This is a genomic window from Xanthobacter oligotrophicus, assembly GCF_008364685.1.
GTDB lineage: Bacteria > Pseudomonadota > Alphaproteobacteria > Rhizobiales > Xanthobacteraceae > Xanthobacter > Xanthobacter oligotrophicus.
The window spans coordinates 81,916-97,068 of the sequence record NZ_VTTL01000002.1; the positions used below are offsets into that span (position 1 = coordinate 81,916).

Below are 15,153 nucleotides of genomic sequence, written 5' to 3' on the forward strand. Positions count from 1 at the left end.
GTGGAAATCCGGTTGTCGGAAATCTGGGCCGTCGAATGCCCGGCCTGTCCGTTGTCCGTCACGCGGCGAAATCCTTGGATGGCAGCACCGCCTCGTACCACGACCGGAGCGAGCCCAGATCCTGATGGCTGAGGCAGCGGGCAAGATGGCGGCGGATGCGCGACAGGTGGCGCAGGTAGTGCGGCTTGCCGTCGCGATCATTCAGCCGGGTGAAGATGCCGAGGATCTTGGACGCCCGCTGCGCGCCCATGAGCGCATAGGACCGCGCGAAGCCGCGCACGTCGAAGGTGGGATCGGCCTCGCGCCGCAGCTTCACGTAGTGGCTCACCAGTTGCAGCTCCAGCCCTTCCGGCACGTCCACCCGCGCGTCCTGCGCCAGCGAGACCACGTCATAGGCGGCCGGCCCCATCACCGCATCCTGAAAATCGATCAGGCCCACCTTGCGCAGCCCCTCCCGCTCCGGCAGCCAGATGAGGTTGGGGGAATGATAGTCGCGCAGCACCCAGGTGGGCGGCTCGGCCAGCACGGGGTTCAGCGCGCTGCGCCAGAGCAGGTGGAATTCCTCTCGCACCACGCCGTCGAGCCGGATGCCGCGGGCCGGCAGGTACCAGTCCAGCATCAGGTCGATCTCGGTGAGCATCGCCGCCACGTCATAGGTGGGCAGCGCCCGCTCCACCCGGGGCGCCACATTCAGCGTGCGCGGCAGGTTGCGGGTGTGGAGGGCGGCAAGCACCTCCATGGCCGCATGGTAGCGCTCGGGAACTGGCGCGGCCGGCGTGCCGGCAACGACGCCCTCCCGCCCCAGGTCCTCCAGCACAAGGAGGCCCGCATCGAGGTCCGCGGAATACAGTAGCGGCGCCGACAGGCCCTGCGCCAGCAAGGCCCGGTCCATGGCCACGAAGGGCTTCACGTCCTCGGCCAGATGCACCAGCTGGCTGTAGGGCAGGCCCCGGCGCAGGGGCGGCCCGTCCGGCTGGCGCGGCGCGTTCATCAGGATGGCGGAGCGGCCGGGCGCCACGAGGCGGGTATAGGAGCGGCTAGAGGCATCGCCCTGCAGGAATACCCGCTCGGCGGTAGCGAACCCGCTCTGCTCGATCAGGCCGTCGGCGATCTGGAAGCGGTCGAGCCGGGCGCCGACGCTGCCATGCCCGGTGAGGATCGCCACCCGCGCCTCCGGCCCAAGCCCCGCGCCGAAATCGGTGCCCGCCGCATGGAACAGCTCCACGTCGAGGCGGTCGGCAGGCAGGCGGTCATCCGCCCGGTCCGGCCATTCCACCAGCAACAGCGCATTCTCGCGCAGCTCGTCCCAGCCCAGCTCGTCCAGCTCGTCTGTCTCGATGATGCGGTAGAGGTCGGCATGCACCACCCGGCCGCGGGGAAAATCATAGGAGATGAGGATCGGGAAGGTGGGGCTCGGCACGTCCACGCCGGCGTCTTCCGCGAAGGCGCGGACGAGGGCGCGGGCGAACTCGGTCTTGCCCGCGCCGAGGTCGCCGGTGAGGGTGATGGTGTCCTTCGGCCCGAACCAGGTGGAGAGCCAGCCGGCGAGGCGGGCCGTCGCCGCGAGATCCCGGAGTACGACACGGCAGGCGACGGGCTGGCCGGCAAGGCGTTCGATCACGAGGCTCATTCGGCGGCCTCTCTCCGGCCTTCGCCGGACAAGGGAAAGATGCAGGTGGCGATGGTGCCTTTGGCGGCCGGCGCCACGGTGACGGAGCCGCCATGGAGGGTCATGAAGGAGCGCACGATGGCAAGGCCCAGCCCCACCCCGCGATGTCGCGGGCCGGCGCTGCGGCTCTCGAAGCGCTCGAACAGGGTGTCGGCCACCTCGGTGGGCACGCCCGGCCCCTCGTCCCGCACGGTGAAGACCAGCGCGCCGTCGCGCCGCACCACGCCGAGGCTTACCGTGCCACCGGCGGGCGAGACGGCGATGGCGTTGGACAAAAGATTGAACAGGATCTGCCGCACCCGCCGCCCGTCGGCGACGAAATGGCCGGCGTCCGGACCGACGCTGACGGCAAGGTTCAGCCCCGCCTCCGCCACCGGATCGCGCACTGCCTCCGCCACGCCGAGCACGGTCTCCCCCACGTCCACGTCGGACAGGTCCAGCTCCATGGCCCCGGCATCGATGGAGGCGAGGTCGAGGATGTCGTCGATCAGCGCGCGCAGCTGGTCGGAGGACTGGCGCATGTGCTCCAGATAGTCCTGCTGGCGGGTATTGAGCGGGCCGGCGAGCCCATCCCGCAGCATGTCGGCATAGCCTAGGAGTGTGTTGAGGGGCGTGCGCAGGTGGTAGGAGACGTGGCCGACGAAGGCGTTCTTCAGCTTGTCCGCCGCCTCCAGCGCCTCGGCGCGCTCGATCAGCGCCCGCTCCACCTTCACGCTGTCGGTGACATCGCGGAAGGTCACCATGGTGCCGCCGTCCGGCAGCGGCTGGGTGGCACCGTCCAGCACCCGGCCGTCCGGGCGCTCGATGCGCAAGGTCACCGCCTCGCGCGGGCCGATGGTGGTCACCGCGTGGCGGATGCGGGCGAAGGCCGAGGTCTCGCCATGGAGCGGCCGGCACAGGGCCGCCACCGCATCCACATGCGGCCGCTCGCCCAGCGCACGGGCCTCCAGCGACCACAGGCCGAGGAAGGCGTGGTTGTAGAGGTTGAGCCGCCCGTCCGAGCCGAACACGGCCACCGCTTCCGCCAGCCCGTCCAGGGTCTCGCCCTGGATGCGGATGAGATTATTGTAGCGACTCTCCAGCGCCACATGCTCGGAGAGATCGTCGAACAGATAGGTGACGCCGCCCTCCGCATTGGGCGTGACCACCACCCGCAGCATCTGCCCGCCGGGCAGGTGCCACCAGTCATTCACCGGCTCGATGGCCCGGTAGGCCTCGCGCAACTGGGCGCGCCAGCCGCGGAAATCCGCCTGCTCCGGCACCTTGCGACGGGTACGCAGGTCTTCCAGGATCTCGCCTTCCGGCGGGTGCTGGTCGAGGAAGGCGGGGGAGAGGTCGAACAACCGCTCATAGGCGGCATTATGGAACACGAGGCGCTCGTCGGCGCCGAAGATGGCCACCGCCGTGGTCAGCTGGTCAAGAGTGCGGCGATGGGCAGCGACCGCCTGCTTCATCTCCGCCCGCGCGTCCTCCTCGGAGGTCACGTCGATGGCGATGCCGGCGGTGCCGAAAGCGCCGGCCACCTCCACCACCTCCATCTGCCGCCGCTGGCCCTTGGTGACAGCCTTCACCCGCTGGCGGAAATGCCCGTCCGTGCCTTCCGCGCTCGCGGCGGCGGCGCGGGTCTTGCCGTCGAGGAGGTCGAGGCCCTGCGCGCGCGCCTCCTCCGCCGTGGCGGCGCCCACCGCCGCCACGAAGGCAGGATTCACATAAGACAGCGCGCCATCCGCCCCGCGCAGCCAGGCGGGGGAAGGCGCCGCGTCGAGCAAGACGGCAAGGCCGGATGCCACCGGCCCGGCCTCATGCCCGGAGGTGGCCCCTGTTGCCGGCGCCAGCAGCAGGATGCCGGCGCCCGAACGGCTCTTGCCGTCGAGGTGCAGCGGCCCTGTCGGCGTGTCCAGCGTCTGGGAGAAACTGCCGTCTTCCGCCCTCAGGCGGGCGAGCGCGGTTTCGAAGGCGGGCGCTGAGTGTCCGAGTTCCGCGCGGAGCGTTTCGGGGGTGCGGCCGAACAGGTCGGCCGGCGCCTCCCGGCCCGTCCACAGCAGGAAGGCCGGGGCGCCATCGCACAAAAGGACGCGGCAGGCCTGGGCCTCGGCGCGGGCGCGGGCGGCGGAGGCTGCGGCATCGGCGGCGGCGCGCTCGGCGGCTTCGATCCGGCCCCGCAGGTGCTTCACCACGCGATGGCTGCGCAGGGCGGCAAGGCCGGCGATGGCGGCGGCGGCAAGCCCCGCCACCGGCCACAGGGCGCCGGCCGCGGTCGAGGCAGCCTCCCAGCCGGCGGCAGCCGGGCTCACGAACAGGGTGGATGAGAGGAAGAGTGCGGCGAGGCCGGCGCAGGCACGACCGACCACACCACCCGGCAAGGAGAACCGGCGCAGCCCCGCCGTCAGGCGAGCGCCGCCTTGCTCACGCCCGCGCCTTTGGCGCGGAACGCCGCTGGTCCGGATGCGGTCCGCCATTCGCCCCGGTGTCCTTCCCCTGCCCGACAGGCGCCGCAGCTTCCTCCGGCGCCCCGCGAATCACTCGCGCCAGTCTACCGAAGGGGCAGCGGACGTTGAAGGGCGCGTCGGCCACAGCACACAGGCACATCGTCCCGTCTGGCGGGGAAGACACGTCTTCCACAAGCAGGAGAGGGAGAAGGCCAGGCGGGGCACATGCGCCGCCCTCGCTCCTCCCCGTTTGCCCCTACGCCAGAAGGTCGCGCAGGGTGAGGGCGATGACCAGGGTCGCCTTGTCGAGGTCGGACAGGAGCAGGTTCTCGTCCGCCCGATGGCCGTTGGCCTCCTCGATGGTGTGGGGGCCAGCGCCGTAAAGCACCACCGGCACGCCCGCCTCGGCATAGAGCCGCGCGTCCGTGTAGATGGGAACGCCGGTTTCTTTCACCGTCTCGCCAGTCACCGCCGAGGCATTCCGGCACAGCACCGACGACAGCACCTTCGTCCCCTCGCTGGGCACCAGCGGCCGCGCCAGCAGGATGCGCCGCACCTCCACCCGCGCCTTGGGGAAGGCTGAGGCGGCATCGGCGATCACCTTACGCACTTCGGCCTCCACCACCTCCGGGTTCTCGTCGGGCACGATCCGCCGGTCGAGGCGGAAAGTGACGCGATCCGGCACCACATTGGTGTTGATGCCGCCGGAGATGAGGCCCACCGTCAGCTGCGGCGAGCCGATGCCCGCGACCTCGGACACCTTGTCCTTCAGCGTGCCGCGATAGGCATAGAGCGCGGTGAGGATGTGGTTGGCCGCCTCCAGCGCGTCGATGCCGGTGAAGGGCAGCGCCGCATGGGCCGACTTGCCGTTCACCTCCACCTCCAGGTGCAGGCAGCCGTTGTGGCCCACCACCACGCCATAGGTGAAGCCGGCGGAGACGGCATAATCCGGCTTGGTGATGCCCTGTTCGAGGATCCAGCCCGGCCCCACCTCGCCGCCGATCTCCTCGTCATAGGTAAAATGCAGCTCCACCGTGCCCTTGAGCGGCAGGCCCGAGCGCTTCAGCGCATCGAGGGCGAAGGCATAGGTGGCGAAGTCCGACTTGGAGACGGCGACGCCGCGGCCATACATGCGCCCGTCCACCACCTCGGCGCCGAAGGGATCCTTGGTCCAGCCCTCGCCGGGGGGCACCACGTCGCCATGGGCATTGAGGGCGATCACCGGCCCGTCTCCGAAGCGATGGCGCACGATGAGGTTGGTCACCGAGATCATGCCCGCCGCCTTCACCCGGTCGGCCGGGACCACATGGCGTTCCACCACATGGCCGAGCCCTTCCAGCAGATCGGCGGCGCGGGCGGCGTGGGGCGCGCAATCGCCCGGAGGGTTATCGGACGGCACCTTCACCAGCTCCGCCAGGAACGCGTGCTGCGCGTCGGCGCGCTCGGCGATGAGGTGGCGCAGGGTGTCGGCGTCGGGGGTCGTCATGGGGCTTTCCTTCGATTTTACAGATGTTTTTATTTGCGCTTTCGACGCAAACGACAAGGCGGGATGGCCAGAACCCGCGTGCGTGCTCCGGCCATCCCGAGACGGGGGATCGACCTTACTTGCCCGCCCCCCAGGCCTTCAGCACCTCGCGGTCTTCCTGCGACAGCTCGGTGATGTTGTTGGGCGGCATGGCGTGGGTGAGGCCGGCCTGCACCACGATGAGGTCGCGGTTGCGGGCGATGTGCTCCGGCGTATCCAGCAGCACCCCGCGCGGGGCGATGACGATGCCCTCGTAGAGCGGCTCGGACGCGTGGCACATGGAGCAGCGGCCCATGACGATGTTGGCCACGTCGTCCGGCACCTCCACCGGCGGCCCGCTCCGCGCATAGGCCACGCTCACCAGCGGCGGCAGGCCGAGGGCGGTGCGGCCCATGGGGGTCGTAGTGGCCGAGATGGCGATGGCGAGGATGAGGCACACCGCCGCCACCAGCCAGCACCACGCCTTGTCGCCGCGCCCGGCGTGTCGCTCGTTGTAGTAATAGCGGATCACCGTCCCCACCACGAGGGACAGCGCCACGATGACATAGGCATAGGGCGTGGAATAGGTGAGCGGATAGTGGTTGGAGATCATCAGGAAGACGACGGGCAGCGTGAAATAATTGTTGTGCCCCGACCGCAGCTTCGCGGTCTTGCCATAATAAGGGTCTGGAACCTGCCCCGCCTTCAGCGCCGCCACCACCTTGTGCTGGTTGGGGATGATGACGAAGAAGACGTTGCCGCTCATGATGGTGGCCATGAGCGCGCCGGTATGGATGAAGGCCGCCCGGGCCGAGAACACCTGCTGGAACAGGTAGGCCGCCAGCACCACGCCGACGAACACGATGACGCCCACCGCCATGGGATTGTTGCCGAGCCTGGAACGGCACAGCTGGTCATAGGCGACCCACCCCAAGGCCAGTCCGCCCATGCCGATAACGAAGGCGACAAACGGCTTCAGGTTCATCACCGCCGGATCGATGAGATAGATCGACGACTTGTAGTAATAGATCCAGATCAGCAGGAAAAATCCGGTGAGCCAGGTGGCGTAGGACTGCCACTTGTGCCAGCCCAGTTCCTCGGGCAGGAAGCTCGGGGCCACCAGATACTTCTTCACCTGGTAGAAGCCGCCGCCATGCACCTCCCAGGCCTCGCCGCCCTTGCCGGCGGGAATGTCGGGGGTCGCCTTCAGGCTGGCGTCGAGATGCATGAAATAAAAGGACGAGCCGATCCACGCCATGCCGGCGATGATGTGCGTCCAGCGCAGCAACAGGCTGCCCCACTCGTGAAGGATAGGTTCCATGTCCGTTCAGGTCCCGTAGCTGGAAGGCGAAGGGGCATTTCCTTCGGAGCCCGCGCCGGTGAGCTTGCACCGCAAGCCCATCGGATGACGCGGTCTCTTATGTGATTGTTGATCCGGGATCTTGCGGCGCCATTGGCCCCGCCGTCCCGCGTGCTTATCGTTGTGAAGATTCAGGTCAAGGGACGCGGCATCGTGCTCGACAATATGAAGGCCTTCACCATGTCGGTGGAGAGCGAGAGCTTCTCGGAAGCCGCGAGGCGGCTGCGCCTGTCCGCCAATGTGGTGAGCCACCGCATCCAGATGCTGGAGAAACACCTGGGCTGCCGGCTGTTCAACCGCACCACCCGCCGCATGAGCCTGACCGAGCAGGGCCGCGTCTACTACGAGGCCATCACGGACGCGCTCCGCATCATCGACGCGGCGGAGAGCAATGTGTCCGAGCTGGGCGCCCTGCCCCGCGGCGCGCTCAGGGTGACCGCCCCGCTCCATCTCGGCCGGCGCCTGGTGGCGCAGGTTTCGGCGCGCTACCAGGAGGCGCACCCGGAGATCGACGTGCGCCTGCGTCTCAGCGAGCACACCCTCGACCTCATCGCCGAATCCATCGACGTGGCGCTGCGCCTCGCCACCTTTGAGGATTCCAGCATGATCATGCGTAAGGTAGCGCAGGTGGAACGCATCCTGTGCGCCTCCCCGGCCTATCTGGAGCGGGCGGGAGTGCCGCTGCGCCCGCAGGATCTGTTGTCCCACCAATGCCTGCTCCTGAGATTTGCGAGCCTTCGGGAACTGCGCTGGATGCTGACCGACGAGGGCCGCGACCTCGCCGTTCCGGTCACCGGGCGTCTGGAGGCCGACGACGGCGATGTGCTCACCGTCTGGGCGCTGGAGGGGCGGGGCATCGTGGTGAAGCCCCGCTTCGAGGTGGCAGATGCGCTCGCCGAGGGCCGCTTGGTGCCGGTGCTTCGGGCGCACCCACCCAAGCCCGCGACCCTCGCTGTGCTCTACCCCGCCCGCCAGTTGGTGCCGTTGAAGGTGAAGGCCTTCGCCGACATGCTGGTGGACCAGGGCCGCCGCTACATTGCCCAGGAGTTGGGGAAGATCGGGGAGCGGCTGTCCGCCTGAACGCAAACCCAAGTCCAGGTTCCGCGTTCATCCTTGCGCCGCTCCCCTCTCCTGCCCCGCCTCAGTGGGCCTCGGCCTGCTTGGCCGCCGCGACGATCTCCTCGGTGGAGGTCTGCTTCACGCCGTTGAAGAAGACGTTGAGCAGCACGGCAACGATGGCGCAGAGCAGGATGCCGCTCTCCAGCAGCGGATGCAGCTCGTGCGGCAGGTTCTTGAAGAAGTTGGGCGAGACCAGCGGGATCATGCCGAAGCCCACCGACACCGCGACGATGAACAGGTTGAAGCGGTTGGTCTTGAAATCGACGCCGGTGAGGATACGCGCCCCGGTGGCCGCCACCATGCCGAACATGACGAGGCCCGCGCCGCCCAGCACCACCTGGGGCACCGCCTCCACCAGAGCCGCCATCTTCGGCAGCAGGCCGAGGCCGAGCATGATGGCGCCGCCCGTCACCGTCACCCAGCGCGAGCGCACGCCGGTGACGCCGACGAGGCCCACGTTCTGCGAGAAGGAGGTGTAGGGGAAGGTGTTGAAGATGCCGCCGAGGAAGGTGCCGACGCCGTCGGCGCGCAGGCCCTTGGTGAGCGCCTTCTGGTCCACCGGCTTGCCGGTGATGTCCGACAGCGCGAGGAACATGCCCACCGACTCGATCATCACCACGATCATCACGATGCACATGGTGATGATGGGCACGAGGTGGAAAGTGGGCATGCCGAAGTGGAACGGCAGGATCACGTCGAACCAGGACGCCGCCGCCACCTTCTCGAAATGCATGATGCCGAGGAAGGTCGCCAGCACCGCGCCGGCGATGATGCCGAGCAGTACCGCCACATTGGCAAGGAAGCCCTTGCCCCACTTGATCAGGCCGAGCACCACCAGCATCACGAACAGCGAAATGCCGAGGCCCTGGAGCTGGCCGTAATTGGGATTGGCCACCTGCACCACCTTGCCGTCGATGGTCTGGGTCAGGAATGGAATGCCGCCACCGGCCCAGTTGATGCCCACCCGCATCAGCGAGATGCCGATGATGAGAATGATGGTGCCGGTCACCACCGGCGGGAACAAGGGCAACAGCCGCGAGACGAAGGGCGCGACGATGATGCCAAAGATGCCCGCCGCGATCACCGAGCCGTAGATGCCCAGAAGGCCGATCTCGGGGCTCGCCGCCATGGAGAGCATGGGGCCGACCGAGGCGAAGGTGACGCCCATCATCACCGGCAGGCGTATGCCGACGCCGAGGAAGCCGAGGCACTGAGCCAAGGTCGCGAGGCCGCAGGCGAACAGATCGGCGCTGATGAGGAAGGCAACATCCTGGGGCGGCAGCTTCAGGGCGCGGCCGATGATGAGCGGCACCGCCACGGCGCCGGCATACATGACAAGCACATGCTGGAGGCCGAGCACGGCGAGTTTTGGCGCTGGAAGTATTTCGTCTACGGGATGAACGGCTTCGGACATGAGGTCCCCCTGGAAAGGAAGTCGGGTCAGGTGCGGAAGGGCGTTTTCGTTTATTGGCGCCATCTTTGCGTGCGGCGCGGGTACCGGTCCGGCGGGTCTGCCCAACGTATCGGCATGCCTAATGAAAGATCAAATCGCGCGCCGTGAAAACCGTTGGTTAATCGGAAGATCTTCCAATATTTTTGGGAAATGGATCGCTCAAGACCGGGTTATGCTGCCCTGCAGCGGATCTTTTGACCGCAAGGCCTGCGAGGGAAAAATGGGGCGCCTGTCCACCCACGTACTCGACACCGTCGCCGGTGGTCCGGCGGCCAATGTCGCGGTTGAACTTTACCGTCTGGCGCCGGATGGCTCGCGCACGCTCCTGACCGAGCGCCGGACCAATGCGGATGGGCGTACCGACACGCCCCTGCTCGCGGGTGATGAGTTCAAGGCCGGCACCTACGAGCTTCAGTTCCACATCGGCGCGCATTTCCGCGCCACCGGCGCGCCGGCGTCCGATCCGCCCTTCCTCGACGTGGTGCCGCTACGCTTCTCGCTGGCGGAGGACGGGCACTATCATGTGCCGCTGCTGTGCTCCCCGTGGAGCTACTCCACCTATCGGGGTTCCTGAGGAATGTCCGTGCCCAACGATCCCATCACCGGCCGGCCCTACCCGCGCGACCTCATCGGCTACGGGCGCACTCCGCCCCATGCGCGCTGGCCGGGAGAGGCACGCATCGCGGTCCAGTTCGTGGTGAATTACGAGGAGGGCGGCGAGAATTCCGTCCTCCACGGCGACAATGCCTCGGAAGCCTTCCTGTCCGAGATCATCGGCGCCCAGCCCTGGCCCCGCCAGCGGCACATGAACATGGAATCCATCTACGAATACGGCGCGCGGGTGGGCTTCTGGCGGCTGCACCGCCTGTTCACCGAGCGCGCCATGCCGGTCACGGTCTATGGCGTCGCCACGGCGCTGGCCCGCAATCCGGATGCCGTCGCCGCCATGAAGGAGGCCGACTGGGAGATTGCGAGCCACGGCTACAAATGGCTCGAATACAAGGACTTCACCCGCGACGCCGAGCGCGAGCACATCGAGGAGGCGATCCGCATCCACACGGAGGTCACCGGCTCCCGACCCCTCGGCTTCTACCAGGGCCGCTCAGCCGAGCACACGGTGCCCTTGGTGATGGAGGAAGGTGGCTTCCTCTATGCCGCCGACAGCTATGCGGATGAGCTGCCCTACTGGATCGAGAGTGCCAAGGGCCCGCAACTGGTGGTGCCCTACACGCTGGACGCCAACGACATGCGCTTCTCGGTGGCGGCGGGCTTCGGCACCGGCACGGATTTCTTCGACTATCTGAAGGACAGCTTCGACCTGCTCTATGCCGAGGGCGAGCGCGCGCCGAAGATGATGTCAGTGGGCCTCCACCCCCGCCTCGCCGGCCGGCCCGGCCGCGCCCAGGCGCTGGCCCGCTTCCTCGACTACATCGCCGGCCATGAGAAGGTGTGGGTGGCCCGGCGCGTGGATATCGCCCGGCACTGGATCGCCACCCATCCCCCCGCTGGCGGCTACCGGCCCACCTTCATGCCGCGCGGCCTGTTCGTGGAGCGGTTCGGCGGCGTGTTCGAGCACTCGCCCTGGATCGCGGAAGGTGCGTTCGACAAGGGGCTTACCCCTCAGGAGGACACCGCCGCCGGCCTTCACGCCGCCCTGGCCGCCGTGCTGCGCGCCGCCCCCATCGAGAAGCAGATGGGGGTCATCCATGCCCATCCGGACCTTGCCGGCAAGCTCGCCGAAGCCAAGCTGCTGACCGCCGAATCCACCGCCGAGCAGGCCTCCGCCGGCCTCGACCGGCTGACGGCGGAGGAGAAGGCCCGCTTCACCGCCCTCAATGACGCCTACGTGGCAAAGTTCGGCTTCGTCTTCATCATGGCCATTCGCGGCCGCTCCAAGGGCGAAATTCTCGACGCCTTCGAGCGCCGGCTCGCCCATGATCGCGACCAGGAGGTCAACGAGGCCCTCACACAGATCGAGCGCATCGCCCGGCTCCGGCTGGACCAGATGCTCCCGGAGGCCGCATGAACAAGGTCTTCCCCGTGCCCCAACCAGCCCCCGCCCCCTCCCTCGCCCCCCTCGACGGCAATGCCATCACCGCCCGCCTGAAGGAGCTTGCCGCCTTCTCGGACGTGCCGGGCGAACTGACCCGCCTCTCCCTCACGCCGTCCCACAAGCGGGCGGCGGCGCAGGTGTCGCACTGGATGCGCGAGGCCGGCCTCACCCAGGTCCACATGGACGCCACCGGCACCATCGTCGGGCGCTATGCGGCGGACCGGGCCAATGCCAAGACCCTGCTCATCGGCTCGCACATCGACACGGTGCGCAACGCCGGCATCTATGACGGCAATCTGGGCGTGCTCACCGCCATCGCGGCGGTGGAAGCCCTGAACACGCAAGGCCTGCGCCTGCCGTTCGCTATCGAGGTCGCGGCCTTCGCGGATGAAGAGGGCGTGCGCTTCCTCTCCACCCTCACCTCGTCCAAGGCCATGGCGGGCATCTTCGATCCCAAGAGCCTTGAGGATGTGGACCAGCAGGGCATCTCCCGCGCCGAGGCGCTGCGCTCGTTCGGGGCGCCGGCAGAGCGTGTCTCCGAATGCCGGCGCGATCCGGCGGACATGATCGGCTATGTGGAAGTGCATATCGAGCAGGGGCCGGTGCTGGAGGCGGCGGGGGCGCCGCTCGGCATCGTCACCGGCATCGCCGGGGCCTCGCGCGGCCATATCCGCGTGCGCGGCGAGGCCGGCCATTCCGGCACCCTGCCCATGCCCATGCGCCACGACGCGCTGGCCGCCGCCGCCGAGATGATCCTCGCCGTGGAAGCCCGTGGCCGGGCCGATGCGGATGCCCTGGTGACTACCGTGGGCACCATGATCATCGCCGGCAGCGCCGTGAACGTGGTGCCGGGCGAGGTGCAGTTCTCCCTCGACGTGCGCACCCTCTCCGACGACCTGCGCCAGCGCGCCGTCGCGGACATCCGCGCGGCCATCGACGAGATCGCCGCGCGGCGCGGCGTGCGCGCCGTCCTGGACATCGGCCACGAGGTGCCGGCCGCGCCCTGCCACGGCGCCTTGAAGGAGCGCATGGCTGAAGTCGTGGAGGGCCTCGGCCTGCCGGTGCTGCGCCTGCCCTCCGGCGCCGGTCACGACGCCATGGTGTTCCGGGGCATCATGCCCATGGCCATGCTGTTCGTGCGCTCGCAGAACGGCAGCCACAACCCGCGCGAATATGCCTCCCCCGCCGACATCGGCCTCGCCGCCCAAGCGCTGCACGCGTTTCTGCTGAAGACCGCCGGGGAGGTGTGAGGCGGGGTTTGGAAAGCCGGGACCGGGCGTCAGGTCCGCGCGTTTCACATGCCGGGCGTGTGCCTGTTGCGGCCGCTGCCGCCGACCTGAAGCGCCCTGTCGCGGATGGCGATGAAGAACAGGTGCGGCCTGCCCGAATCCCCGATCTTCCATTCGTTGCAGTGGTTGTTCCAGACCCGGATCAATTCCGTGCGCGGAAGGTTACGCGCGAGCACGGTATCGAGGAAGGCAGCCAACGCGCGCCGTTCCGCAGGCGTGAGCCACTTCAGCGCCCGCGTCAGCCAGAGGTCCTCATCAAACGGTTGCTCCAGGTTCCGCAGCCAATAGGCCCTGAGGAATGTCCGCCATTCCGGGGGAACCGGTATGCGCGCCCGCTCGCCCAACAGCTTCCCTCCGCGCTGACCTTTCGTGATCCACCATGAAAGCGCAGGCGGCCCCGGCCGCCAACACCCCTATTAGACTGCCCCTGGTACGCGAACCTCTTTTCTTGCCGAGGCCCCGCCCCATTTGACATTCGCCCCCGCCCTGCCTTTAGTGCCCCAGTCGAAGGTCCCGTGGTCCGACACGGGCGCAAAAGGGAATGCGGTGCGGGAGGTGTCTCCCAATGCCGCGGCTGCCCCCGCAACTGTAAGCGGTGAGCCCCTGCCAGATGCCACTGGTGCCGCAAGGCGCCGGGAAGGCGGCAGGGGCGCTGATCCGCGAGCCAGGAGACCTGCCTTCGACAAGGTCCGCGCCGGGCGGGGTGCTCCGGTTTGCGTCCCTTTCAAGCCCGCTTCTCGTGGGCGGCCCGCGCACCCGTGGATATTTATAGTGGAGCGCGGCGAACCTGCCGACATGACCGGCGATGCCACGGCGGAGCCCCCCGCCGGAACGACGCCCTGCGCGCATGACGCGGCGGCCGCCGTGCCCGGCGATGTTTCGGCCGTGACCGTCTTCATCTGCACCACCTGCCGCAGCACCGGCGAAGGTGCATCCCCCGTCGATGGCGCGGCCCTCGCCGAAGCCGCCGCGGCGGCGCAGTTGCCGGATGGCGTCTCGGTGCAAGGCGTGCGCTGCCTCGCCAATTGCAAGCGATCCCTCTCCGCAGCCATGGTCCGCCGCGACGGCTGGACCTATGTGTTCGGCGACCTTGCCGCCGGCGCCGCCCCGGACCTCATCGCCGGCGCGGCGCTGCTGGCGTCCTCTGGCGACGGCCTCATGCCCTGGCGCGGACGGCCCGACAGCCTGAAGCGCGGCATGGTCGCCCGCATCCCGCCTTTGTCTCTTCCCAAGGAGCCCTGATGACCTCGCTCGCCCGCGTGCCCTGCACCATCGTCACCGGCTTCCTCGGCGCGGGGAAGACGACACTCATCCGCCATGTGCTGGAAAATGCCGGCGGCAAGCGCCTCGCGGTGATCGTCAACGAGTTCGGCGACGTGGGCATCGACGGCGAGATCTTGAAGGGCTGCGGCATCGAGAGCTGCTCCGAGGACACCATCGTGGAACTGGCCAACGGCTGCCTGTGCTGCACGGTCGCCGACGATTTCGTGCCGGCGCTGGATCAGATCCTGTCGCGCACCCCGCGCGTGGACCACATCCTCATCGAAACCTCCGGCCTCGCCTTGCCCAAGCCGCTGGTGCAGGCCTTCCAGTGGCCGGCCATCAAGAGCCGGGTGACGGTGGACGGGGTGGTGGCCGTGGTGGACGGTCCCGCCCTCGCCGAAGGGCGGGTGGCGCCGGACCTCTCGGCGCTGGCCGCCCAGCGCGCGGAAGACACAAGCCTCGACCATGACGACCCGGTGGAAGAGGTGTTCGAGGACCAGATCGCCTGCGCCGACCTCGTCATCCTTTCCAAGAGCGACCTGCTCGACGACGCCGGCTTCGCCATCGCCGAGCGGGTGGTGGCGCAGAGCCTGCCCCGCGCGGTGAAGCTGGTGCGCGCCACCGCCGGCAAGGTGGATATCGCCGTGCTGCTGGGCCTCGGCATCGGCGTGGAAGATGAGATCGACGCCCGCCGCACCCATCACGACGACGAGGAAGACCACGACCACGACGAGTTCGAGAGCATCGTGCTCCAGCTCCCCGAGATCGCCGATCCCACCGCCCTCGCCGCCCGCGTGGTCGCGGCGGCCGAGACCCCGGACGTGCTGCGCGTGAAGGGCTTCGCGGCGGTCGCCGGCAAGCCCATGCGGCTGCTGGTGCAGGGGGTGGGGCCGCGGGTGTCGCACCATTTCGACCGGCCGTGGGGCGCCGCCGAGGAACGGCGCGGGGCGCTGGTGGTGATCGGCCTCAAGGGCTTCGACCGCGCGGCGGTGGAGCGGGCCATCCTCGGCTGAG

Annotated in this window: 12 protein-coding genes and 1 riboswitch; of the genes, 6 read left to right on the forward strand and 6 right to left on the reverse strand. The window is 68.6% G+C overall.

Annotated features, from left to right (window positions below):
* Positions 1-58: 58 nt before the first annotated feature.
* The 4 genes from tsaE to FZ033_RS03270 all read right to left on the reverse strand — a co-directional run bounded on the left by tsaE (position 59) and on the right by FZ033_RS03270 (position 6,923).
* Positions 59-1,630 (reverse strand): tRNA (adenosine(37)-N6)-threonylcarbamoyltransferase complex ATPase subunit type 1 TsaE, encoded by a 1,572-nt coding sequence (gene tsaE, locus FZ033_RS03255; protein ID WP_149574736.1) that lies wholly within the window; start codon positions 1,628-1,630, stop codon positions 59-61.
* Positions 1,627-4,128: a sensor histidine kinase gene (locus FZ033_RS03260; RefSeq protein WP_149574737.1), complete on the reverse strand. Its 2,502-nt coding sequence runs from the start codon at positions 4,126-4,128 to the stop codon at positions 1,627-1,629. The genes tsaE and FZ033_RS03260 overlap by 4 nt, the downstream gene beginning before the upstream one ends.
* Before the next feature lie 226 nt (positions 4,129-4,354).
* Positions 4,355-5,584, reverse strand: a complete 1,230-nt coding sequence (locus FZ033_RS03265) for an ArgE/DapE family deacylase (protein WP_149574738.1) — start codon at positions 5,582-5,584, stop codon at positions 4,355-4,357.
* A 115-nt stretch (positions 5,585-5,699) separates the two neighbouring features.
* Complete coding sequence (locus FZ033_RS03270; RefSeq protein ID WP_149574739.1) at positions 5,700-6,923, reverse strand: urate hydroxylase PuuD; 1,224 nt, start codon at positions 6,921-6,923, stop codon at positions 5,700-5,702.
* A gap of 162 nt (positions 6,924-7,085) precedes the next feature.
* Here FZ033_RS03270 and FZ033_RS03275 point away from each other — a divergent pair, with 162 nt between their 5' ends.
* The gene (locus FZ033_RS03275; protein WP_232847307.1) at positions 7,086-8,042 is read left to right on the forward strand and encodes a LysR family transcriptional regulator; all 957 of its coding nucleotides are present in this window, start codon (positions 7,086-7,088) and stop codon (positions 8,040-8,042) included.
* 61 nt (positions 8,043-8,103) lie between these two features.
* Here the strand turns inward: FZ033_RS03275 and FZ033_RS03280 are convergent, their stop codons facing one another.
* Entirely contained in the window at positions 8,104-9,495 is a 1,392-nt protein-coding gene (locus tag FZ033_RS03280; RefSeq protein WP_149574741.1) for a nucleobase:cation symporter-2 family protein, read from the reverse strand.
* A gap of 259 nt (positions 9,496-9,754) precedes the next feature.
* Here FZ033_RS03280 and uraH point away from each other — a divergent pair, with 259 nt between their 5' ends.
* The 3 genes from uraH to FZ033_RS03295 are packed head-to-tail and all read left to right on the forward strand — an operon-like array spanning position 9,755 to position 12,837.
* Positions 9,755-10,108, forward strand: coding sequence for a hydroxyisourate hydrolase (gene uraH / locus FZ033_RS03285; RefSeq protein WP_149574742.1), 354 nt, complete (start codon positions 9,755-9,757; stop codon positions 10,106-10,108).
* Positions 10,109-10,111: 3 nt separating this feature from the next.
* On the forward strand, positions 10,112-11,560 hold the full coding sequence (gene puuE, locus FZ033_RS03290; protein WP_149574743.1) for an allantoinase PuuE: 1,449 nt from the start codon (positions 10,112-10,114) through the stop codon (positions 11,558-11,560).
* Positions 11,557-12,837 carry an allantoate amidohydrolase gene (locus FZ033_RS03295; protein WP_149574744.1) on the forward strand — a complete coding sequence of 427 codons (1,281 nt, stop codon included), beginning with the start codon at positions 11,557-11,559 and terminating at the stop codon, positions 12,835-12,837. The genes puuE and FZ033_RS03295 overlap by 4 nt, the downstream gene beginning before the upstream one ends.
* Before the next feature lie 44 nt (positions 12,838-12,881).
* On the opposite strand, the gene FZ033_RS03300 is transcribed toward FZ033_RS03295, so the two are convergent.
* The gene (locus FZ033_RS03300) at positions 12,882-13,220 is read right to left on the reverse strand and encodes a hypothetical protein (RefSeq protein WP_149574745.1); all 339 of its coding nucleotides are present in this window, start codon (positions 13,218-13,220) and stop codon (positions 12,882-12,884) included.
* 147 nt (positions 13,221-13,367) lie between these two features.
* Positions 13,368-13,571, forward strand: a riboswitch (cobalamin riboswitch).
* 100 nt (positions 13,572-13,671) lie between these two features.
* Between FZ033_RS03300 and FZ033_RS03305 the strand changes: the two genes are divergently transcribed.
* Together FZ033_RS03305 and cobW are read left to right on the forward strand one after the other, a co-directional pair.
* Positions 13,672-14,118: a DUF1636 family protein gene (locus FZ033_RS03305; protein WP_188079283.1), complete on the forward strand. Its 447-nt coding sequence runs from the start codon at positions 13,672-13,674 to the stop codon at positions 14,116-14,118.
* Positions 14,115-15,152, forward strand: a complete 1,038-nt coding sequence (gene cobW / locus FZ033_RS03310; RefSeq protein WP_188079313.1) for a cobalamin biosynthesis protein CobW — start codon at positions 14,115-14,117, stop codon at positions 15,150-15,152. Before FZ033_RS03305 ends, cobW begins: the two co-directional genes overlap by 4 nt.
* Position 15,153: the final 1 nt, after the last annotated feature.